Origin of the sequence: Ralstonia mannitolilytica (genome assembly GCF_000954135.1) — a bacterium.
Taxonomy (GTDB): domain Bacteria; phylum Pseudomonadota; class Gammaproteobacteria; order Burkholderiales; family Burkholderiaceae; genus Ralstonia; species Ralstonia mannitolilytica.
Window position 1 is genome coordinate 1,447,939 of sequence record NZ_CP010799.1, and the last position, 21,881, is coordinate 1,469,819.

General features: G+C 65.3%; 23 protein-coding genes. 17 read left to right on the forward strand and 6 right to left on the reverse strand.

Going from position 1 to position 21,881, the window contains the following annotated elements:
- The first annotated feature begins 23 nt into the window (after positions 1-23).
- The 5 genes from TK49_RS06890 to TK49_RS06910 all read left to right on the forward strand — a co-directional run bounded on the left by TK49_RS06890 (position 24) and on the right by TK49_RS06910 (position 4,656).
- Entirely contained in the window at positions 24-719 is a 696-nt protein-coding gene (locus TK49_RS06890; RefSeq protein ID WP_045786046.1) for a TerC family protein, read from the forward strand.
- A gap of 183 nt (positions 720-902) precedes the next feature.
- Positions 903-1,427 (forward strand): pilin, encoded by a 525-nt coding sequence (locus tag TK49_RS06895; RefSeq protein ID WP_045787787.1) that lies wholly within the window; start codon positions 903-905, stop codon positions 1,425-1,427.
- A gap of 247 nt (positions 1,428-1,674) precedes the next feature.
- Positions 1,675-2,178: a pilin gene (locus TK49_RS06900; RefSeq protein ID WP_045786047.1), complete on the forward strand. Its 504-nt coding sequence runs from the start codon at positions 1,675-1,677 to the stop codon at positions 2,176-2,178.
- A gap of 74 nt (positions 2,179-2,252) precedes the next feature.
- Positions 2,253-3,992 (forward strand): PglL family O-oligosaccharyltransferase, encoded by a 1,740-nt coding sequence (locus TK49_RS06905; RefSeq protein WP_205624845.1) that lies wholly within the window; start codon positions 2,253-2,255, stop codon positions 3,990-3,992.
- Between the two features lie 181 nt (positions 3,993-4,173).
- Positions 4,174-4,656 carry a pilin gene (locus TK49_RS06910; protein WP_045786049.1) on the forward strand — a complete coding sequence of 161 codons (483 nt, stop codon included), beginning with the start codon at positions 4,174-4,176 and terminating at the stop codon, positions 4,654-4,656.
- Positions 4,657-4,700: 44 nt separating this feature from the next.
- On the opposite strand, the gene moaC is transcribed toward TK49_RS06910, so the two are convergent.
- On the reverse strand, positions 4,701-5,177 hold the full coding sequence (moaC, locus tag TK49_RS06915) for a cyclic pyranopterin monophosphate synthase MoaC (protein WP_045786050.1): 477 nt from the start codon (positions 5,175-5,177) through the stop codon (positions 4,701-4,703).
- Between the two features lie 106 nt (positions 5,178-5,283).
- On the opposite strand from moaC, the gene TK49_RS06920 reads away from it, so the two are divergent.
- Positions 5,284-6,993, forward strand: coding sequence for a beta-barrel assembly-enhancing protease (locus TK49_RS06920; protein ID WP_045786051.1), 1,710 nt, complete (start codon positions 5,284-5,286; stop codon positions 6,991-6,993).
- Between the two features lie 9 nt (positions 6,994-7,002).
- Here the strand turns inward: TK49_RS06920 and TK49_RS06925 are convergent, their stop codons facing one another.
- From TK49_RS06925 to TK49_RS06945, 5 genes are all read right to left on the reverse strand, one after another.
- Positions 7,003-7,584 carry a DUF2946 family protein gene (locus TK49_RS06925; protein WP_045786052.1) on the reverse strand — a complete coding sequence of 194 codons (582 nt, stop codon included), beginning with the start codon at positions 7,582-7,584 and terminating at the stop codon, positions 7,003-7,005.
- Complete coding sequence (locus TK49_RS06930; protein WP_045786053.1) at positions 7,577-8,662, reverse strand: YheT family hydrolase; 1,086 nt, start codon at positions 8,660-8,662, stop codon at positions 7,577-7,579. Before TK49_RS06930 ends, TK49_RS06925 begins: the two co-directional genes overlap by 8 nt.
- A gap of 36 nt (positions 8,663-8,698) precedes the next feature.
- The gene (locus TK49_RS06935) at positions 8,699-9,139 is read right to left on the reverse strand and encodes a YybH family protein (RefSeq protein ID WP_045787788.1); all 441 of its coding nucleotides are present in this window, start codon (positions 9,137-9,139) and stop codon (positions 8,699-8,701) included.
- Between the two features lie 47 nt (positions 9,140-9,186).
- Positions 9,187-10,212 carry a lipopolysaccharide heptosyltransferase II gene (waaF, locus tag TK49_RS06940; RefSeq protein ID WP_045786054.1) on the reverse strand — a complete coding sequence of 342 codons (1,026 nt, stop codon included), beginning with the start codon at positions 10,210-10,212 and terminating at the stop codon, positions 9,187-9,189.
- A gap of 61 nt (positions 10,213-10,273) precedes the next feature.
- Complete coding sequence (locus TK49_RS06945) at positions 10,274-10,471, reverse strand: zinc-finger domain-containing protein (RefSeq protein ID WP_045786055.1); 198 nt, start codon at positions 10,469-10,471, stop codon at positions 10,274-10,276.
- Between the two features lie 323 nt (positions 10,472-10,794).
- On the opposite strand from TK49_RS06945, the gene TK49_RS06950 reads away from it, so the two are divergent.
- The 11 genes from TK49_RS06950 to TK49_RS07000 all read left to right on the forward strand — a co-directional run bounded on the left by TK49_RS06950 (position 10,795) and on the right by TK49_RS07000 (position 21,869).
- Positions 10,795-11,589 (forward strand): AzlC family ABC transporter permease, encoded by a 795-nt coding sequence (locus TK49_RS06950; protein WP_045786056.1) that lies wholly within the window; start codon positions 10,795-10,797, stop codon positions 11,587-11,589.
- Positions 11,586-11,909: an AzlD domain-containing protein gene (locus TK49_RS06955; RefSeq protein ID WP_045786057.1), complete on the forward strand. Its 324-nt coding sequence runs from the start codon at positions 11,586-11,588 to the stop codon at positions 11,907-11,909. The genes TK49_RS06950 and TK49_RS06955 overlap by 4 nt, the downstream gene beginning before the upstream one ends.
- A 60-nt stretch (positions 11,910-11,969) precedes the next feature.
- Entirely contained in the window at positions 11,970-12,866 is an 897-nt protein-coding gene (gene rarD / locus TK49_RS06960) for an EamA family transporter RarD (RefSeq protein WP_045786058.1), read from the forward strand.
- Between the two features lie 130 nt (positions 12,867-12,996).
- Entirely contained in the window at positions 12,997-14,208 is a 1,212-nt protein-coding gene (locus TK49_RS06965) for a phosphoglycerate kinase (RefSeq protein ID WP_045786059.1), read from the forward strand.
- 48 nt (positions 14,209-14,256) lie between these two features.
- Positions 14,257-15,696, forward strand: a complete 1,440-nt coding sequence (gene pyk / locus TK49_RS06970) for a pyruvate kinase (protein WP_045786060.1) — start codon at positions 14,257-14,259, stop codon at positions 15,694-15,696.
- Positions 15,697-15,777: 81 nt separating this feature from the next.
- The gene (fba, locus tag TK49_RS06975; RefSeq protein WP_045786061.1) at positions 15,778-16,842 is read left to right on the forward strand and encodes a class II fructose-bisphosphate aldolase; all 1,065 of its coding nucleotides are present in this window, start codon (positions 15,778-15,780) and stop codon (positions 16,840-16,842) included.
- Between the two features lie 113 nt (positions 16,843-16,955).
- Positions 16,956-17,891: a phosphoribosylaminoimidazolesuccinocarboxamide synthase gene (locus TK49_RS06980; protein ID WP_233902524.1), complete on the forward strand. Its 936-nt coding sequence runs from the start codon at positions 16,956-16,958 to the stop codon at positions 17,889-17,891.
- 16 nt (positions 17,892-17,907) lie between these two features.
- A complete protein-coding gene (gene purE / locus TK49_RS06985) occupies positions 17,908-18,417 on the forward strand; it encodes a 5-(carboxyamino)imidazole ribonucleotide mutase (protein ID WP_045787789.1) in 510 nt (169 codons plus the stop codon).
- A gap of 19 nt (positions 18,418-18,436) precedes the next feature.
- On the forward strand, positions 18,437-19,672 hold the full coding sequence (locus TK49_RS06990) for a 5-(carboxyamino)imidazole ribonucleotide synthase (protein ID WP_045786063.1): 1,236 nt from the start codon (positions 18,437-18,439) through the stop codon (positions 19,670-19,672).
- A gap of 14 nt (positions 19,673-19,686) precedes the next feature.
- A complete protein-coding gene (locus TK49_RS06995; RefSeq protein ID WP_045786064.1) occupies positions 19,687-20,697 on the forward strand; it encodes an L-threonylcarbamoyladenylate synthase in 1,011 nt (336 codons plus the stop codon).
- A 140-nt stretch (positions 20,698-20,837) separates the two neighbouring features.
- The gene (locus tag TK49_RS07000) at positions 20,838-21,869 is read left to right on the forward strand and encodes an SGNH/GDSL hydrolase family protein (protein ID WP_045786065.1); all 1,032 of its coding nucleotides are present in this window, start codon (positions 20,838-20,840) and stop codon (positions 21,867-21,869) included.
- Positions 21,870-21,881: the final 12 nt, after the last annotated feature.

Sequence of the window (21,881 nt, forward strand, 5' to 3'; positions counted from 1 at the left end):
ACAAAGCACAATCCGGGAACACTATGGCGCTCACCTCCAGCGCATTCTGGTTCGCCCTCGGCTCCATCATCCTGACCAACATCGTGCTGTCGGGCGACAACGCGGTCGTCATCGCGCTCGCCGCGCGCAACTTGCCCAAGCGCCAGCAGAAGCAGGCCATTTTCTGGGGAAGCGCCGGCGCCATCGTGCTGCGCATCGTATTGACGGTGCTGGCCGTGAAGCTGCTTGCGCTGCCGTACCTGAAAACGATTGGCGCCGTGTTGCTGGTCTACATCGGCGTGAAGCTGCTGACCGAGGCGGAGCAGGAGGCCGCTGACCGCCACCAGCGCGACGGCCTGTGGCCCGCCATTCAGACCATCCTGATCGCCGACTTCGTCATGTCGCTCGACAATGTCGTCGCCGTGGCCGCCGCGGCGGAGAAGGGTCCGCCGGGGACGACGTTCCTGCTGCTGGTGCTGGGGCTTGGCCTGTCGATTCCGCTCATCGTCTTTGGCAGCACGCTGCTGGTGGGCGTGATGGCGCGGTTTCCGGTCATCGTCACGCTGGGGGCGGCGCTGCTGGGGTACCTGGCCGGCGACATGCTCGTGACCGATCCGGTGGATGCAGCATGGTTTGAGAGTGCCGTGCCGCATGCGGATGTGGTGGTCGGTTGTGCTGGGGCGTTGGTGGTGGTGCTGGTGGGGTGGTGGTTGAGTCGGCGGGCGTTACGGCAGGCCTAGTTCAAACAATTCCCCACGAAAGTAGGTGATGACGGTATTTGTCGCAACTCTTGCCAACAACCGTCAGATTTGGCCCGAGTTCTCAACAAGGCGCGCCAGTTCTTTCCTCCCAAGTATGGTGTACGCGTTGGCATAGTGTGTGCACAGGGGTGTTCGGATAACAAAATGCCTTTGGGAGAGGTCATGGGCTTCAAGCACTGCAAGGGAACAAGGCGCCGGTCTGACGACGGCTTTACCTTGATCGAATTGATGATTGTCGTGGCGATCGTGGGGATTCTCGCGGCGATTGCGATCCCGGCGTATCAGGACTATACGATTCGGTCGCGGGTGACTGAAGGATTGATTGTCGCGGTTCAAGCCAAGGCTTTGGTGGTTGAGAACGCCGCCAACTCACAGAGCGATCTATCGCTGGGATGGGCCTCGCTGCCTATTGGCAAGAACGTCTCCGGCATGCAAGTGAATAGCGGGAACGGCGAGATCACGATCCAGTTCTCATCAGCGGTGGCCCAAGCGGGGTCGAATCAGTTGATCCTTACGCCGTATTCGGGCGCGGCTTCGTCCACGTACGTCAACCTGAGCGCCAGCGCAACACCTCCGACACTGGTGATGTGGGCGTGTTCGGCGAAGGGCAAGCAGATGCCGCTCAACGTCACCCGGACTGCCACGCCAACGCTCGAGGCTCGATACGCGCCTGCCGAATGCCGCTAGCGCGTTAGGGGCTCAGTGGAAGGCGCCTGCGGGCGCCTGGTCTTTTTGGCTGACACCGCAGATGTGGTGTGACGCCCATAAAAATTGACGATCCCCGTCATGATGTGTCAAAAAATGTCACGCCATGCGCCGGCAATCGCCGGAATAGCGTCAGTTTTCCAGTCGAAATTCGTGGATTCGGCTTGGCACAGTCCCTGCTCTAATAGGCCCGCATCATCCTTAACCAAATTTTTCCGGGGGAAAATTCATGAAGTCGATGCGTCGTCTGAACAAGCGTGTCCAGAAGGGTTTCACGCTGATCGAACTGATGATCGTGGTCGCGATCGTCGGTATTCTGGCTGCTATCGCCATTCCGGCTTATCAGGACTACACGATCCGTGCGCGTGTGACGGAAGGGTTGTCGTTGGCTGCTGCTGCTAAGGTTCTCGTGGCCGAAAACGCTGCGAATGCGCAGTCTGATTTGTCGGCTGGTTCGGCGCCGTTTGTAGCAACGAAGAACGTCAAAAACCTGCAGATCAACGGTACGGACGGGCACATCACGATCACGTACGACACTAACGCCGGGAACGGTGATCTGACGATCACGCCGTACTATAACAATAGCGGCACGCTCACGAACCTTGCTACGAGTTCTGTGCCGACCGCGCCGGTACAGTGGCGCTGCGCTGCTAAAGGCGCTTCGGCACCGTCCGGCGTCAACCTGACACAAGGTACGCTCCCAGCCAAGTATGCGCCGGCTGAGTGCCGCTAAGCTAAACTAGCTCGCCTAGTAAGAGCGCCTTAGGGCGCTCTTTTTTGTTTTAGCCTTTCTTGCCGGCATTCCGAATGCGTCGACTCCCCATTCTCCTGTGCCCGATCTGGCTCGCTCTCGGAGCGTGCTGGAGCATCCCCTTCTTGGTAGCGCCCCACACCTACCCTGTTCCAACGTTCTATTCAGAATCCGCGGCAGCAGCTTGCTGGATTGTTGCTGCTGTGCTGGTGCTGTCCGTCGCGTGGAAGCGGCCGACCGGGTTGCCCAGCATTGCGCTGGCGCCGTTAGCGCTGATCGTGGTGCTGATTGCCCAGCTCGCTGTTGCCCCGCCCTTGAATCCGTTTTTTTCCTTTGGCGCCATCGTCGTGTTGCTTGGAGCGGTCGTCATTTGTGGGTTGGGTGCACGCTGCCGCAGTATGCAGGGCGTGCTGGTTGCTGTAGGAACTGCCGTCATCGTTGGTGGTTTGCTAACTGTCGTCGTTGAACTGTTTCAGCTGTTCCGCGTTCCGAACTTGCCCAGCGCGTTCTTCTCGATGCTGCCATCGGGCACAGGCAGGCGCATGTGGGGCAACTTGAACCAACCTAACCAAGTCGCAACGTATTTGAGCTTTGGGCTGGCCGCTTGTTTGTTCTTGGCGTATCGGTATCCGCGCTGGCGAGCGTTTCTGGTGCTGGCCGTGCTGCTGTTGCTGCTCGGTATGGCTTTGACATTTTCCCGAATGGCTTGGCTGCATATTGCTGTGGTCGGTTTCCTGGCGGGCATGTCACTTAATGCGGAATCCCGAACTCGCATCTGGCCGGCCCGGCTACTCATCTTAGTTGGCCCGATGCTCATGCTGGCGGTGGCGTTCCAAGGCTGGAACTGGGTGATTGCGGTAGCCAACAGCATCTGGACCTTCGATCTCCCAGGCTCGATGGGGGAACGCTTTGAAGCGGGGGTGGGTTTGCGCCCGTTACTTTGGAAGCATGCTTGGCACATCTTTCTTGCCCACCCATGGCTAGGAGGCGGATGGGGCGACTATGCATGGAACCAGTTCGTGCAAACCGAGACGCTGGGCCACGTCGAGATGTCGATGAATGCACACAATATCGCCTTGGATCTCCTGGCGAAGGTCGGCTTGGCGGGTCTGCTCGCGGTGTTGATCCCGCTGGGGTTCTGGGTGCTGGGCCTCCGTAAGCGCTTGTGCGAACCGGATACGGCGTTTTTGTTTGCTCTGGTTGCGGTCATGCTCGTACATTCCTTATTGGAGTACCCGTTGCATTACGTCTTCTTTTTGTTCCCCTTTGCCTTTGTGCTGGGATACTTGGACGGCAACGATCTGCGGTTTCCCTCTCCGGGAATGACCAGGATGCTGTCCGGGGTTATCGTCATTTGCGGCATGGCGTTAGTCGTCCGTCTTTGGCCAGATTACAAGGGTGTGGAGCGGCTCTATTTCACCCAGGATGGCGTCGCGAAAGAGTTGGCAAGATACCAGGGTAGCGGGCAACTGTTGCTGGTGCCCTACGCGACATTGGCCATCGCCATGAATGCTTCAGTTAGTCCGGAGATGGCGCCCGTCATGGCAGCGCTTGAACGCCAGGCGGCACAGTTCTATCCCGGCCCAGCGCCGGTTCAGCGCTATGCACTTGCGTTGGCGTTTCAAGGGAAGAACGACGAGGCCGTCACGCAAGTTCACCGCCTGTATCACCACTACTGGACGGATTTTCCCGCGCAAACTCCGACCCTGAGGCAGGCTTGCCTGCGCTATGCCGAAAGCTTGAAAACGTTTTGCTCGCGCCTGAAGTCTGATGGGTTGCTTGCTGGCTCAAGCTGAGCAATGGTGGCGATCAACCCGTTTTTTCCAAGCGCCTCATGCAGGCGCTTTTCTTTTTAAGAATCGGACTACGTGTTGGTAAAAATTCGTTGTGAGTGAAATAAATCAGCGCGGCTTCCATTAATCTCGACTCGCTTCATCTCCTCCGTGCGAGATGAAACTCACTGATGATGGAGTATCGATGCGAGTCAAATATCAAAACGTTTCTCGGCACCAGCGGGGTTTTACGCTGATTGAGCTCATGATTGTGGTGGCGATTATCGGAATTCTGGCCGCCATTGCGGTCCCGCAGTATCAAGACTACGTGACGCGTTCCAGGTGGGCGGACGTGTATACGCAAATTCAACCATTGAAGCTTGCAATTGCCGAATGTGCCCAGAAGAATAGCGGGACGATTGCGGGAACATGCGATACCGAGGACCTCCTAAAGGAGCACACGGGGTACACAGGGCTTCCGAAGCCCCCGAATGTGACGCTAAGTCTGGGTGCCTCGGGCGTCATCACCATGAGCGGATCAGCCGTTGTGGGAAGCTGCACGGTCACGGCCACGCCTGACAGTACGACGAGTCCGAACGTAATAACGTGGGTCCTTGCTGGCACAGGCACCAAGCCGTGCAGCCAATCGAAGACTGGGGTACCGGCTAGGGAAAATACCGAAACCTAACGCGACAAAAAAGAGCGCTCACCCGGCGCTTCTTTTTTTGTGTGTCAGTTCGCCACCCAATCCCCCGACTTCCCCCCATGCTTTTCCAATAGCCGCACATCCCCAATCACCATCCCCCGATCCACGGCCTTGCACATGTCGTAAATCGTGAGCAAGCCGACCTGCACGGCGGTCAGCGCCTCCATCTCCACCCCGGTCTGCCCACGCGTCTCCGCGCGCACGGTGCAGCGGACGCTGTGCGCGGCCTCATCGAGCTCGAACTCGACGGCAACCTTCGTCAGTGCCAACGGATGGCACAGCGGGATCAAGTCCGACGTCCGCTTGGAGCCCTGAATGGCCGCAACGCGCGCAATGCCGAGCACGTCGCCCTTCTTGGCGGTGCCGTCGCGGACGAGGGCGAACGTTTCGGGCAGCATGCGGATCGTGCCGGTGGCGACGGCCACGCGATGCGTGACGGCCTTGTCGCCGACGTCGACCATGTGGGCTTGTCCGGCGGAATCGAAGTGGGTGAGTTGCGACATGGTGGAAACCGCCGATTTGCGGGGCAGAATGCGAAGCGTTTTATGATAGCAAGCACCCAGCCGCTGGCGACTTCGCCACGCGGATTCCGCGCACTGTGCTTTCCGTATGACGCCTTTTCTGTCCCGTCCGCGAGCGCGCAAGCTCACGGCTGCCGTGTTGTTGTCGATCTGGCTGGCCCCGTTGCCGTTGCCGCTGCAGGCCCTGGCGCAAGGGGCCGCGCCAGCGCTTGCCACAACGGCCAATCCGGGCCTGGGCTCAGCGGCGGCCGCTGACCAGGTCCAGAGCAATTTGAACCGCAGTGTGCAGATCGGCCGGCAGTCGCCGTATCTGCCGAAAGAGCCCGCCGTCGTCGATGCGCCGACGTACGAGCTCCCTGACATGGGCGATCCGTCCACCGCGTCGTTGTCGCCCGAGATGGAGCGCCGCCTGGGCGACCGCGTCATGCGGCAGATCCGGCGCGATCCGGACTACGTGCCCGATCCGCTCATCACCGATTACCTCAACGCCATCAGCTACAAGCTGATCGACGCCGCGCGCCGCCAGCACGTGGCGGGCAGCACGTCGGCGTCGAGCTTCGAGTTATTTGCCGTGCGCGACCCAGGCATCAACGCGTTTGCGTTGCCCGGCGGTTTCATCGGCGTGAACACCGGCACGCTGGTGGCCACGGAGAGCGAATCCGAACTGGCTTCCGTGCTCGGCCACGAGATCGGCCACGTCCTGCAGCGGCACATTGCGCGCGGCATCGACAAGTCGGGCGAGTCGATGTGGATCGCGCTGGCGTCGATCCTGCTGGCCGGGTTGGCCGCGACCAAGAGCGGCGATGCGGCGCAGGCCGTGGCGATGGGCGGGCAGGCTGCCGCGGTCTCGAATCAGCTGGCATTCTCGCGCGGCGCCGAGCGCGAGGCCGACCGCGTCGGCTTTACGCTGCTGACCGGCGCGGGCTACAACCCCGAGGGCATGCCCGATTTCTTCCGCCGGCTGCAGCGCGTGACGAACATCGCAGATACCGGCGTGATCCCCGGCTATGCGCGCACCCACCCGCTGACCGGCGAGCGCATCGCCGATATGGAAGACCGCGCGCGCGGCCTGCCGCACCCGCGCCAGCCGCGCCGGCCGGAGTTCGGGTTCACCAGGGCACGCGCGCGTGTGCTGCAAGAAACGTCCACCAGCGGCTATATCGACGTGAGCAACGCGATGCGCTCGCAGTTGTCATCGGCGCCCGATGCCCCGGTGGAGAAGCGCGCGGCGCTGTGGTACGGCATTGCGGTCGCCAACCAGATGGCGGGTCGGCTGGACGCCGCTGAACAGGCGCTGCAGGAGGCGCGCCGCCTGTACGGCAACATCCCGGGCATCACGTCGGGCAGCGTCGAGCTCGATGTCACGGCCATCGAGCTCGCGCGCGCCCGCAACCGCATGCCGGAAGCGCTGACGCTCGCGCGTGCCGCACTGGCTGCATATCCGCTCTCACGCGCGGTGGGCATCACCTATGCGCAGACGTTGCTGGCCGCCGGCCGCGCCGACGACGCCATCCCTTATCTCAAGGACAAGACGCGCGAAGAGACCGCGCAGTCCATCTGGTGGGATCTGCTCGCCCGCGCCTATGCCGACAAGGGCAAGCGCGTCGAGCAACACCGGGCGCTGGCCGAGAAATACGCGCGCGACGGTGCCTGGGGCGCTGCGGTCGAGCAGCTGAAGCTGGCGCGCGACGCGGGCGATGCCGATTTCTACACGCTCTCCGAGGTCGACGCGCGCCTGCACCAGATGGAGCGGCAATACAAGGAAGAGAAGGTCGAAGACAAGGCGCTGCCCAAGTAGGGCGCCACGCTAGCCGGCCGGATGCTGGACGAACCCATAGCGCCGCGCGACGTCGGCGCTGTGGATCGGCTCGATGTCGAACGTGGCGTGGTTGATGGCAAGCGTGCCGAGCGCGGCGCCGCAGGCGTCGCCATGCCATTGCGCGAGCGACGAAAACGGCTCCAGGTCATGGTCGTGCAGCAGGGCGATGGTGTCTTCTGCGTCGTGCCCGGCCACACGGCCGGACAGCAGCACGTTGCCACCCTCGTCGGCAAAGCAGCCCGTTGGCGTGAAGGCGGCGGCAGTGGTGGTCGTGAAGGTCGGCACGGCGCCGTCGGCGGACAGCCGCAGGATCCACGGCGTGTAGTCGAGCTCCACAAATACGCGCTGCGGCCCGTTCTGGAAGAACCAGCGCCCGGCCTCGTCGTGTGTGTAGTTGCGTACGATGAAGTCGATGAGCGGCGCGTGGCGGATCGGGTCGCCCGACAGCTTGTTGGCCTGCGCGAACTCGTTGCGCATGCGCCATTGGCCGCGCCGGTCCAGCGCCAGCCAGCCGAAGCAGTCCGGCACGTTGGGCCATTTGGCCATGGCTTGGCGGACGATCTCATCCATGGGCTTCTCCCGCATGGGGCTGCAGGCCCAGCACGTCATCGAAGAAACGCAGCAGCCGTGCAGGCATCCAGTCGATGCGGCCGGCGTGGCCTCCGCGGCCGTCGCGCAGCAGGAAGCCGACATGGCCGCCGTGCAGTGGCTGGTCCAGCACGATGTCCGGCGACACGTCCGCCGGGCCGGGCAGGTGGCGACCGGGCAGGAACGGGTCGTTGCGCGCGTTCAGCACCAGCGTCGGCACGCGCACGTCGCGCAGGACGGGCTTGGACGACGCGCGGGTCCAGTAGTCGAGCACATCACGGAAGCCGTGCAATGGCGCGGTGACGAGGTTATCGAACTCGCCGAGCGTGCGTGTAGCCATCATGGCGGCGCGGTCGTACAGGCCCGGGTGCTGCTCCAGCTTGGCATTCGCCTTGGCCTTGAGCGTACGCAGGAACATGCGCGTATAGACCATGTTGAAGCCCTTGGACAGCGCCGCGCCTCCGGCGCGCATGTCCAGCGGCGCAGAGACCGTCGCCGCCGCGCTCACACACCGCGCATCGGCACCGTGTTCGCCGAGATAGCGCAGCAGCGCATTGCCGCCCAGCGAGATGCCCACCGCCAGCAGCTTGCGGCCCTGCGGCTGGCAAACCGTCCGATACAGGCGCTCCACGATCCACGCGATCTCCGCGCCATCGCCGCAGTGGTACATGCGCGGCGCGAGGTTCATCTCGCCCGAGCACCCGCGGAAATGCGGGATGACGCCCGGCCACCGGCGCGCACGCAGCGCGTCCATCAGCAGCCGCGCATAATGGCTGCGCGAGTCGCCTTCGAGGCCGTGGAACATGACGACCAGCGGCGCATGGGCATCCGTGCCGTGCGTGGTCCAGTCGAGGTCGATGAAGTCGTGGTCCGGCGTGTCCCACCGCTCGCGCCGATACGTGATGCGCGGAAAGCGCCACAGGCGCGCCGGCACGATCGTCTGCGCATTGCCGCCGATCAGCCACCACGGCGAGCGGAACGCGTGCGGCTCGAACGGCCCCGCAAGCAGGGCGCCCAGATCCAGCTCAAGGGGAGCAGCGTGGCGAGACGGGGGGCTCATCGGAAGAAATCGGCTGCCACACCGCGCGCGGCCGGCTCAGTGCAGGGAGTGCGTGACGCTGGAGATGGACGCCGCCACGCGCTCTTCAGCGGCCTGGCTGGAATGCACGTGCGCGATGCGCCAGCCTTCGTGGTTCTGCATCAGCACGTACGTCGTATGCACGTACAGGTCGGCTTCGGTGGCCGTGGCGGAAAAGCGCAGCGCCTCGGTCGACTCGAAGATCGACACGCCCAGCGACGAATGCACCTGCTGGCTGAGGCACTCGATCCACACCGGGTTCTTTTCGACCAGCGCATCCAGGCAGCCGCGCAGTTGCTCATGGCCGTGCAGCCGCTGGCCGTCGGGCAGGATGAAGCTCACCGAGTCTTCGTCCAGCCACAGCTTGAGCGCGCCATCGGCATCGCGTCGCTTGAGCGCTTCGCGATAGGCTTCGAGGATGTCCTCGGCGGCTTCGAACAGGCGGGCAAATCGTGGCATGGTGGTGGCGTGGAAGGAGGCGTGCGGAAAGGCCGCATGCAATGGCGTCAAAGCGGCTGCAGCAGCCGTCGCAGTTCATGAAACACCATCTCGGGGCCGATGTCGCGCAGGCAGCGCAGATGGCCCAGCGGGCATTCACGCGCAAAGCACGGGCTGCACTCCAGATGGAGCCACATGATACTCGCAGCCGGTGACAGCGGCGGGGTGTGGCGCGGGTCACTCGAGCCGAACACGGCAACCTGCGGGCGCCCCAGGGCGGCGGTCACGTGCATCAGGCCGGAGTCGTTGCAGATGGCGGCCTCGGCGCGGGCAAGCAGTTCGATGGCCTCGTCGAGCGAGGTCTCGCCGCAGAGGTTGCGCACGAACGGGGCGCGCTCGACGATGGCGTCGGCCGTTTCGCGATCCTTGCCGGACCCGAGCGCGACGATCTGCGCATACGGGAACGAGCGGCGCAGCATCTGTGCGAGTTCAGCAAAGTGCTCGGCGGGCCAGCGCTTGGCCGGGCCGTATTCCGCGCCGGGGCAGAAGGCGATCAGCCGTGCATTGCCGGGAATGCCGAACTTGGCCGACGTGGTCGCCACGCGCTGTACATCCACATTCAGCTTCGGATCGGGCAGCGTGTCGGGCAGCTTGGCGCCAGGCTTGAAGGCCAGCGCCGCGTAGTGCTGGACCATGGGCGGGCGCTCGGCCTTGGGCGGATTCGGGTAGCGCACGTTGAGCACGCCCAGCCGCGATTCACCCTTGTAGCCAATGCGCAGTGGAATGCCGGCCAGCCACGGGATCAGGGCGCTCTTGAACGAGTTCGGCAGCACGTAGGCCGCGTCGAACGTTTCGTTCTTGAGCTGCTGCGCAAACATCGTGCGGCTGCCGAGCTGCAGCTTGCCGTGCGCCAGGTCGGTCGGCAGCACACGCGCGATTTCCGGCATGCGCGCGAGCACGGGCGCCACCCACTTCGGTGCGACGGCGTGGATCTGCGCGCGCGGGTGCCGCGCCTTCAACTGCGCAAACAGCGGCTGCGCCATCAGCGCGTCGCCGATCCAGTTGGGGGCGATGACGAGAATCTTGCGCATCATCCGTTCGCCACACGGTTTGCCGGACGCACGTCGCGCCGGAGGTGCTGCAGGGGAAGACGGCTCAATGGTGGCCCTTCAGTTCAACGCCGGGAGCCAGCTTGTAGACGGTGCCGCAGTACGGGCATTTGGCTTCGCCCGTATCGGCGATGTCGAGGAACACGCGCGGGTGGTAGTTCCAGGCCGGCGTCTTGGCGGTCGGGCAGTGCAGCGGCAGGTCGTCTGCGCCGATTTCGATCGTGGAGGCGGTTTGCGTCGTCATGGTGAGTGAGGAGTGCCGGCGTGGTCTGACGAGGGTCAGCCACGCTTGAAGTGCCGACAAAGGCGAAATTGTAAGGGGTGGGCGCGGCCCCGCCAACGCCGATTGTTGCACTGCGTGGTGCACGGCGTGAATCGTCACGCGCGGGGGGGCGTCTGCGCATCGGCGTTAAGCAGATGCTTAACATCAAAAGTATAATCGCGTGTTTCCTCCGAGCCTTCCATGTCGCCCCCGACGTTCCCGCCTTTTCCCGTGCATTCAGGCGCTGACTGCGCGCGCAGTACGGTCGCGCAAAAAGAGATGCATTCGCCGCTTTTGGGGGCATCATGGCGCTAGTGCGGTGGGGCGCGGCGCTGCAACGCCGCTGGCTGGCGATCGACGCCGACGAGCGCGCCGGTTTCATTGCCGGCTTGCGGGCCTATGCGCCCTCGACGCTGCCGGTCTTTGCGTGGGGTGCGGTGACGGGCGTGGCGATGAGCAAGTCGGTGCTGACCATCCCGCAGGCGATCGGCATGTCGCTGCTGGTGTATGCAGGCTCGTCGCAGCTGGCCGTACTGCCGTTGCTGGCGGCCGGGCTGCCGATCTGGACGGTGCTGCTCACGGCGTTCATCGTCAACGTGCGCTTCATCATCTTCAGCGCGGGGCTGATGCAGCATTTCGGCCATCTGCCTTTCGTGCGGCGCGTGGTGCTCGGGTCGTTCAACGGCGACCTGCCGTTCGTGCTGTTCACCCAGCGGTATCCATCGGCCGCGCGGGAAGCCGGTAAGGAAGGCTATTACTGGGGCATGGTCCTGCTGAATTTCGTGGTGTGGCAGGTGTCGTCCATCCTGGGCATCGTCGCGGCGAGCCTCTTTCCGGATGCGTGGGGCCTGGCGCTGGCCGGGACGCTCGCACTGATTCCTGTCATGGTGTCGACCATTCGTTCCCGTGCCACGCTCATGGCGGTGGCCGTGGCCGCGGTGCTGGCGTTGATCGCCTTCAAGCTGCCATATCGATTGAGCCTGGTGATTGCCGTCACCGGCGCGATGGCGGCCGGTCTGGCGGGCGACGAAGCCGCGGCACGCCTGCAATGGCAGCGCCGCCGCGCCGCACAGGCGAGCGGCGAGCGGGAGGACGCATGAGCACGCTGGAGATCTGGCTGGTCATTCTGGGCATGACGGTGGTGACCATTTTCACGCGCTCGCTTTTTCTGGCGGTGGGCGACCGCATGGCGCTGCCCACGCGCCTGCAGCACGCGCTGCGCTTTGCGCCGGCGGCCGCGCTCATCGCCATCGTGCTGCCCGACCTGCTGTGGAACCAGGGCCATTTCGATCCGAGCTGGAACAACCCGCGCCTGATGGCCGGCATTGCAGCCACGGTGTTTTACGTGGCGACGCGGCGCATGCTGGGCATGATCTTCGTCGGCATGGGCGTGTTTACCGTGCTGCGGCTCTGGGGATAGAAGCTGCGCCCAATCAACGCGTCCATTCCGACGTGAACCGACCCTCATGGAGACACAAGCGTGCCCGCTTCCACCCGCAACGGCGTGATCTTCGCCTTCCTGGCCTACACGATGTGGGGCTTGTTCCCGCTGTACTTCAAGCTGCTCAAGGCGGTGTCGCCGGTGGAGATCCTGTCGCACCGGGTGATCTGGTCGTTGGCGGTGATGGTGGTGATCCTGCTGGTGAAACGGCACTGGGCGTGGCTGTGGGCGTTGCGCGCGCAGCCGCGCGTGGTGGGGCGGTATGCCGCCAGCACGGCATTGCTGGCGGCCAACTGGCTGACGTACATCTGGGCGGTCAACCACGACCACGTGCTGGAGGGGAGCCTCGGCTACTTCATCAACCCGCTGGTGGTTGTGATGCTGGCCGCGCTGGTGCTGGGCGAGCGGCTGCGGCCGGTGCAGTGGATTTCGGTGGCGCTGGCCGCGGCCGGCGTTGCGTGGCTCACCTGGCAGGCTGGGAGGCTGCCGTGGATTGCGCTGGCGCTGGCATTTTCATTCGGCTTCTATGGCCTGTTGCGCAAGACCTCGCCACTGGGTGCGCTCGAAGGGCTGACGCTCGAGACGCTGCTGCTGTTTCCGCTGGCGCTGGCCTACCTCGGCTGGCTGGCGGCACAGCACCAGAACGCCTTTCTGGCCGCATCGCCGCACGTCCAGCTGCTGCTGGCGCTGGCCGGCCCGCTGACGGCGCTGCCGCTGCTGCTGTTTGGCGCCGGCGCGCGGCGTATTCCGCTGTCGCTGCTGGGCCTGCTCCAATACGTGAGCCCAACGCTGCAGCTGCTGCTCGGCGTGTGGCTGTACAACGAGCCTTTCGCGGGGCCGAAGGTGACGGGCTACGTGCTGATCTGGATCGGCCTGGCCGTGTATTCCGCCGAAAGCTGGATGTGGCTGCGCCGCCGCACGCCGCTGCCGGCATAGCGTCCTGCAGGCTCCCGGCCGATCGGCCTCGGCAGGACGGTGGAGCCGGCAGGACGCCGCCGCGAAACGCACGTTTTGACCAGGCGCATCGGGTAAAATCGCCGTTTTCCGCGATTCTTCCGTAGCTGCCATGCCTCACGTCCTGCGTCTGTCCGATCTCATCTCCGAAGGCAAGCTTGCCGGCAAGCGCGTGTTCATCCGCGCCGACCTGAATGTGCCGCAAGACGATGCCGGCAACATCACCGAAGACACCCGCATCCGCGCCTCCGTGCCGGCCATCCAGGCGGCCCTGGGCGCTGGCGCCGCCGTGATGGTCACCTCGCACCTGGGTCGCCCGACCGAGGGTGAGTTCAAGCCGGAAGACTCGCTGGCACCGGTCGCCAAGCGCCTGTCCGAGCTGCTCGGCCGTGACGTGAAGCTCGTCCAGAACTGGGTCGACGGCGTGGATGTCGCGCCCGGCCAGGTCGTGTTGCTGGAAAACTGCCGCGTCAACAAGGGCGAGAAGAAGAACAGCGACGAACTGGCCCAGAAGATGGCCAAGCTGTGCGATCTCTACGTCAACGATGCGTTCGGCACCGCCCACCGCGCGGAAGCCACCACCCACGGTATTGCCAGGTTTGCCCCCATCGCCTGCGCCGGCCCGCTGCTGGCGGCTGAGCTCGACGCGCTGGGCAAGGCGCTGGGCCAGCCGGCCCGCCCGCTGGTGGCCATCGTCGCGGGCTCCAAGGTCTCGACCAAGCTCACGATTCTCAAGTCGCTGGCCGACAAGGTGGACAACCTGATCGTCGGCGGCGGCATCGCCAACACGTTCATGCTCGCGGCGGGCCTGAAGATCGGCAAGTCGCTCGCCGAGCCGGACCTGGTGGGCGATGCCAAGGCCATCATCGACCTGATGGCCGCACGCGGCGCGTCGGTGCCCATCCCGGTCGATGTGGTCTGCGCGAAGGAATTCAGTGCCACGGCAGCCGCCACCGTCAAGGACGTGAAGGATGTGGCGGACGACGACATGATCCTCGACATCGGGCCGAAGACGGCCGCGCGGCTCGCCGAGCAGCTGAAGTCCGCCGGCACGATCGTGTGGAACGGTCCGGTCGGCGTGTTCGAGTTCGACCAGTTCGGCAACGGCACCAAGGTGCTGGCCGAGGCCATTGCTGCCTCGTCGGGCTTCTCGATCGCGGGTGGTGGCGACACGCTGGCGGCCATCGCCAAGTACAACATCGCCGATAAGGTGGGCTACATCTCCACCGGCGGCGGCGCATTCCTGGAGTTCCTGGAAGGCAAGACGCTGCCGGCCGTGGAGATCCTGGAGCAGCGTGCCCGAAGCCAGACCGCGCAGGCCTGAGGGCCCCTCGCTTCCTTCGCCCATCCCACCAACGAGACACCGCCGCCCATGACCCGCGCCACCAAGATCGTCGCCACCCTCGGCCCGTCATCCAACACGCTGGAAATCCTCACGCGGATGATCGCGGGCGGTGTGGACGTGGTGCGGCTCAACTTTTCGCACGGCACCGCGCAAGACCACGTGGCACGCGCCGAGCTGGTGCGTGAGGCGGCGCGCTCGGTGGGCCGCGAAGTGGCCATCATGGCCGACCTGCAGGGCCCGAAGATCCGCGTCGGCAAGTTCGAGAACGGCAAGATCACGCTCAACCCCGGCGATCGCTTCACGCTCGATGCGCGTTGCGAACTCGGCAACCAGGAGCGCGTCGGCCTCGACTACAAGGAACTGCCCCGCGACGTCGGCCCCGGCGACCTGCTGCTGCTCAACGACGGCCTGATCGTGCTGCAGGTCGAGCGCGTGGTGGGCGAAGAGATCGAAACCATCGTCAAGGTGGGCGGCGATCTCTCCAACAACAAGGGCATCAACCGCCAGGGCGGCGGCCTGTCGGCGCCGGCGCTGACGGCCAAGGACATGGAAGACATCAAGACCGCGATGGCGCTGGGCGCCGATTACGTCGCGGTCAGCTTCCCGAAGAACGCCACCGACATGGAGATGGCGCGCCAGCTGGCCGCCGTGGCCGGCGCGCCGCACAACCACAAGACCCGCATGATCGCCAAGATCGAGCGTGCCGAGGCCATCCGCCCCGGCGTGCTCGAGGAGATCCTGGCCGCGTCCGACGGCATCATGGTCGCGCGCGGCGACCTGGCCGTGGAGGTGGGCAACGCGGCCGTGCCGGCGCTGCAGAAGCGCATGATCAAGCTGGCGCGCGAAGCCAACAAGCTGACGATCACCGCCACGCAGATGATGGAATCGATGATCGTCAACCCGGTGCCGACGCGCGCCGAGGTGTCCGACGTTGCCAACGCGGTGCTCGACGGCACGGATGCCGTGATGCTGTCGGCCGAAACCGCTGCCGGCCGCTATCCGGTCGAGACGATCGAGGCCATGGCTGCCATCTGCGTGGAAGCGGAAAAGTCGCAGCCGGTGCATCTGGACGCCGACTTCCTCGACCAGACCTTCACCCGCATCGACCAGTCGATCGCCATGGGCGCGCTGTTCACGGCGCACCACCTGCAGGTCAAGGCGATTGCGGCGCTGACCGATTCCGGCGCCACGGCGCTCTGGATGAGCCGTCACGGCATCAACATTCCCATTTATGCGATGACGCCAAACGTGGCATCGCAGCGCAAGATGGCCCTGTACCGCAACGTGCAGTCGCTGCCGCTGGCCAGCAGCATGGACCGCGACGAAGCGCTGCACCAGGCCGAAGAACTGCTGGTCGCGCGCGGCGTCGTGCAGCGCGGCGACTTCATCGTCCTGACCGTCGGCGAGCCGATGGGGCAGGCGGGGGGCACGAACACGCTCAAGATTGTCCGCGTCGGTATGCACTGACGCACACCACGGAACGCTGCTTGCTACGCAAACAAGATGCGTTCCTGAGACCGAATACAGATCGACCCATAGGAGAAAACCATGCCACTCGTCTCGATGCGCCAACTGCTCGACCACGCCGCTGAAAACGGCTACGGCCTGCCGGCGTTCAACGTGAACAACCTGGAACAGGTCCAGGCCGTGATGGAAGCGGCCAAGGAAACCGGCGCGCCGGTGATCCTGCAGGCCAGCGCGGGCGCCCGCAAATACGCCGGCGAATCGTTCATCAAGCACCTGATCCAGGCGGCTGTCGAGGCTTACCCGGAAATCCCGCTGGTCATGCACCAGGACCACGGCCAGAGCCCCGCGATCTGCCAGGGCGCCATCGACCTGGGCTTTGGCTCGGTCATGATGGACGGCTCGCTGCGCGAAGACGGCAAGACCCCGGCCGATTTCAACTACAACGTCGAGGTGACGCGCAAGGTCGTCGAGATGGCGCACAAGGTCGGCGTGACGGTGGAAGGCGAACTCGGCTGCCTGGGCTCTCTGGAAACCGGCATGGCCGGCGAGGAAGACGGCATCGGCGCGGAAGGCAAGCTCGACCATTCGGCGCTGCTGACCGATCCGGAAGAAGCCGCCCAGTTCGTCAAGGCGACGCAGCTCGACGCACTGGCCATCGCCATCGGCACGAGCCACGGCGCGTACAAGTTCTCGCGCAAGCCCACGGGCGACATCCTGGCGATCAGCCGCGTGAAGGAAATCCACGCGCGCATCCCGAACACCCACCTCGTGATGCACGGCTCGTCGAGCGTGCCGCAGGAGCTGCTGGCCATCATCAACCAGTACGGTGGCAAGATGAAGGAAACGTACGGCGTGCCGGTCGAAGAGATCCAGGAAGCCATCAAGTACGGCGTGCGCAAGATCAACATCGACACCGACATCCGCCTGGCCATGACGGGCGCGGTGCGCAAGTTCCTGGCCGAAAACCCGGACAAGTTCGACGCCCGCGAATGGCTCAAGCCCGCGCGCGAAGCCGCCAAGCAGGTCTGCAAGGCGCGCTACATCCAGTTCGGCTGCGAAGGCCAGGCCGGCAAGATCAAACCGGTCAGCCTGTCCGTGATGGCGCAGAAGTACCAGAACGGCGAACTGGCGCAAGTGGTGCAATAAGCACGCGCGCCGCGTCAAAGTGAAACGGCTGGCAGTGCGCCAGCCGTTTTGCATGGGGCCCACACGTATAATGTCGGCCTTCCACGTTTTTTGACCTTCCACTGGGTTCCGCCGTGTCCGCCGCATCTGACAACCCCACAGCCGCCTCCGCCCTTTACGAATCGTCGATCACCAGCCTGCCGTTGCTCGGCCGCGGCAAGGTGCGCGAGAACTACGCCGTCGGCGACGACAAGCTGCTGATGATCACTACCGACCGTCTGTCGGCGTTTGATGTGATTCTCGGCCAGCCGATTCCGGACAAGGGCCGCGTGCTCGCGCAGATGTCGGATTTCTGGTTCAACAGGCTGCGCCACATCGTGCCGACGCACGAAACGGGCATCGCGCCGGAAACCGTGGTCGCCCCGAATGAAGTCGACCAGGTGCGCGGCCGCGCCATCGTGGTCAAGCGCCTGAAGCCGATCCTGGTGGAAGCCGTGGTGCGCGGCTACCTGGCGGGCAGCGGCTGGAAGGACTACCAGGCCACGGGCGCCGTCTGCGGCGTCCAGCTGCCGGCCGGCCTGCAGAATGCGCAGAAGCTGCCCGAGCCCATCTTCACCCCCGCCGCCAAGGCCGCCGTGGGCGAGCACGACGAGAACATCGCCTTCGACGAAGTCGAGCGCCGCATCGGCAAGGAACTGGCCGCGCAGATCCGCGACGTGAGCATCCGCCTGTACAAGGAGGCGGCCGACTTTGCCGCCACGCGCGGCATCATCATCGCCGACACGAAGTTCGAGTTCGGCCTCGACGAGAACGGCACGCTCACGCTGATGGACGAGGCGCTCACCGCCGATTCGTCGCGCTTCTGGCCGGCCGATTCGTACCAGGTGGGCACCAACCCGCCGTCGTTCGACAAGCAGTTCGTGCGCGACTGGCTCGAAGCCGTGCGCATCGACGGCAAGCCCTGGCCGAAGACGGCGCCGGCGCCCGAACTGCCCGCCGACGTGATCGAAAAGACCGCCGACAAGTACCGCGAAGCGCTGACCCGCCTGACCGGGCAGTCGCTGCGCTGATCCTGGAGCCATGACGATGACCGCACAGCAATCTGCTCCGCTCGTTGGCGTGGTGATGGGCTCCAGTTCCGACTGGGACGTGATGCGCCACGCCGTCGACATGCTCACCCAGTTCGGCATTCCGTTCGAGGCGCAGGTCGTCTCGGCGCACCGCATGCCGGACGAGATGTTCCGCTACGCCGAAGCCGCACGCGACCGGGGGTTGCGCGCCATCATTGCCGGTGCCGGCGGGGCGGCGCACCTGCCCGGCATGATCGCCGCCAAAACGATCGTGCCGGTGTTCGGCGTGCCGGTGCCGTCCAAGTATTTGCGCGGCGAAGATTCGCTGCTCTCCATCGTGCAGATGCCCAAGGGCATCCCGGTGTCGACGTTCGCCATTGGCGAAGCGGGCGCGGCCAACGCAGCGCTTGCCGCCATCGCGACCATTGCCACCACCGACCCGGCGCTGGCCGACAAGCTCGAAGCCTTCCGCGCGCAGCAGACCGAAGTGGCACGCGGCATGACGCTGCCGGTGCACGGTGCTTAAGCCAACCACGACCCGATTCATGGCCGACGACCTGAACCCGCGCCTGGCGCAAGCCCACACGCCGGAATCCCGCGCGCTGAACGTTCCCAACGCGATCCTGCCCGATGCCTGGCTGGGCATGCTAGGCGGCGGCCAGCTCGGCCGCATGTTCACGCATGCCGCACAGGCGATGGGCTACAAGGTCTGCGTGCTCGACCCGGACCCGAACAGCCCCGCCGGCACCATTGCCGAGCGCCACCTGTGCGCCGGCTACACCGACGAGGCGGCGCTGGCCGAAATGGCCGCGCTGTGCCCGGCCGTCACGACCGAATTCGAGAATGTGCCGGCACAGGCCCTGGACCGCCTGGAGCAGCTGGGCGCCTTCGTTGCTCCGCGCGCCAACTGCGTGTCGATCGCGCAGAACCGCATCGCCGAGAAGAAATTCTTCGCGCTGTGCGCCGCGCGCACGGGCATCCAGCCGGCACCGAGCTGGGTGATCCAGCACGATGCCGATATCGACCAGCTGCCCGCTGATCTGCTGCCCGGCATCCTCAAGATCGCCCGCATGGGCTATGACGGCAAGGGCCAGGCACGTGTCTCCACCGTCGAAGAGCTGCGCGCAGCGTGGGGCGCCATGCAGCACGTGCCGTGCGTGCTCGAGAAGAGGCTGCCGCTGGCGTACGAGGTGTCGGTGCTGGCTGCCCGCGCCGCCGACGGCACCACCGCCACGTGGCCGCTGGCCGAGAACGAACACCGTGACGGCATTCTGTTCTCGACCATCATGCCGTCGCGCAGCGTCTCCGACGACATTGCCACGCGCACCCGTGCGGCCGCCGCCATGATCGCCGAAGAGATGGGCTACGTCGGCGTGCTGTGCGTGGAGTTCTTCGTGCTGCAGGACGGCTCGCTGGTCGCCAATGAAATGGCGCCGCGCCCGCACAACTCGGGCCACATCACCATGGACGTGTGCGAGACCAGCCAGTTCGAGCAGCAGGTGCGCGCCATGGCACGGCTGCCGCTGGGCAGCACGCGCCAGCATTCGCCAGGGCGCATGCTGAACGTGCTGGGCGACGTGTGGTTCGAATACGGTCTGGAGCGCACGCCGGCCTGGCACGAAGTCATGCGCCACAGCGGCACGAAGGTGCATCTGTACGGCAAGGCCGATGCGCGCCCCGGCCGCAAGATGGGCCACGTGAACTGCGTCGGCACGTCGCCCGAGGTGGTGGACGAGGCGTTCCGCCACGCCGCGCATGTGCTGGGCCTGCGGGCGGAGTGAGCAGGAGCATCGCCATGCACAGGCCGACCGCGCCCATCGTCATGCCCCCGCGCGAACGCCTCGACGAGGCCGCGCGCAGGCTGGAGGCCGGCGAACTGGTTGCTTTCCCGACCGAGACCGTCTACGGCCTCGGCGCCGATGCGGAAAACCCGCAGGCGATCGCGAAGATCTACGCCGCCAAGGGGCGGCCCTCCAACCACCCGGTGATCGTTCACGTGGTGGACGGCGCAGACATCTCGTACTGGGCGGACGAAGTGCCCGGCATTGCGCTGCAGTTGATCGAAGCGTTCTGGCCCGGCCCGCTCACGATGATCCTCAAGCGCGCGCCGCACATCCCGGCCGCCGTGGCAGGGGGGCAGGACAGCATCGGGCTGCGTTGTCCTTCGCATCCGGTGGCGCAGGCGCTGCTCTCGCGCTTCAAGCGCGGACGTGGCGGCATTGCGGCGCCGTCGGCCAACAAGTTCGGCCAGGTGAGCCCCACCACCGCGCAGCATGTGCGCGATGAATTTGGCGATACGGTGTTCGTGCTCGAAGGCGACGGCGTCGACGTCGGGATCGAGTCGACCATCATCGACCTCTCGCGGCTGGACCAGGGCATTGGCCCCGTGTTGCTGCGCCCGGGTGCCATCACACCGGAAGACATCGAACGTGTCACGGGCGAGGTGCCCGCGCTGCCGGATGCTGCCGCGCCGCGCGCGTCGGGCACGCTGAAGGCGCACTATGCGCCGCGCACGCCGCTGTATCTCCTTTCTGCCGCCGAGGTGCCCGCGCGCCTTGCCGCGCTGCCGGCCGGCAAGCGCATCGTCTGGCTCGGTGCGCCGGTGGCGCTGCCCGAGGGTTGCGACCAGCGTGCCGCGCCGGCCACGCCCGCGGCCTACGCCAACGCGCTCTACGCACTCCTGCGCGAGCTCGACCGTGGCGGCTACGACGCCATCTGGGTGGAAACCCTAGCCGATACCCCCGCCTGGGCGGCCGTCAACGACCGCCTGCGTCGCGCCGCCGCCGCGTTCGAAGGCAACCTCTAATTCTTCCGGGGCGGGGTCCCGCCTTCCGCCAGGCAACCTCGCTACACTTGGGCGTTGTGTGTCGTTCCGCGTGCTTCAAGCGCGCGCGCAGGTTTGTACCGCGGCACCACAGACCAAAAAAATCCACACGGGAGACAGACATGAAGTTGCGTCAATGGATGGGCGTCGCGTCGGCGGCACTCGCGCTGGGCCTGGCGGCTTGCGGCGGCGAATCCGATCAGGGTGGCAACAGCAACATCGCGAGGGTGCAGCGCATGGTCGTGTTCGGCGACAGCCTGAGCGACGCCGGCACCTACACGCCAGTCGCGCAGGCTGTGGGCGGCGGGAAGTTCACCACCAACCCTGGCCCGGTCTGGGCGGAAACCGTGGCCTCGCAAATGGGCGTCGCGCTCACGCCGGCCGTGATGGGCTACGCCAACCAGGTGCAGAGCTGCCCGAAACCCGGCTGCTTCGACTATGCACAGGGCGGCTCGCGCGTGACGGACCCGAACGGCATCGGCCACAACAACGGCGCTGGTGCGCTCACGTACCCGATCAAGCAGCAGCTGGCCAACTTCTACGCGGCCAGCAACAACACCTTCAACGGCAACAGCGACGTGGTGTTCGTCTTTGGCGGCAACAACGACATCTTCTACTGGGCCGCCGCCGTGGCGGCCAACCCGACCACCGTCACGCCCACCGTTGCCGCGGCGCAGGTGCAGCAGGCCGCCACGGAACTTGTCGGCTACATCAAAGACATGATCAGCAAGAACGCGACGCAACTGTACGTGTTCAACTTGCCCGACAGCAGCCTCACGCCGCAAGGTGTGGGTCAAGGCCCTGCGGCGCAGGCGCTGTTGCATACGCTGGTGGGCGTGTTCAACACGACGCTGCAGAACGGTCTGGCCGGCACGTCGGCACGCGTGATCGACTTCAACTCGCAACTGACTGCCGTGATCCAGAACGGCGCGATGTTCGGCTTCACCAACACAAGCACGCCGGCGTGCGATCCGAACAAGATGCCGGCGAGCGCGGCAGGCAGCTCGCTGTTCTGCTCGTCGAGCACGCTGGTGGCGACGGGGGCGGACCAGACCTACCTCTTTGCCGATGGCGTGCACCCGACCACCGGCGGCCATCGCCTGATTGCCAGCAACGTGCTGCAACGCCTGCTGGCCGACAACCTGGTGCACTGAGCGCACACCCCA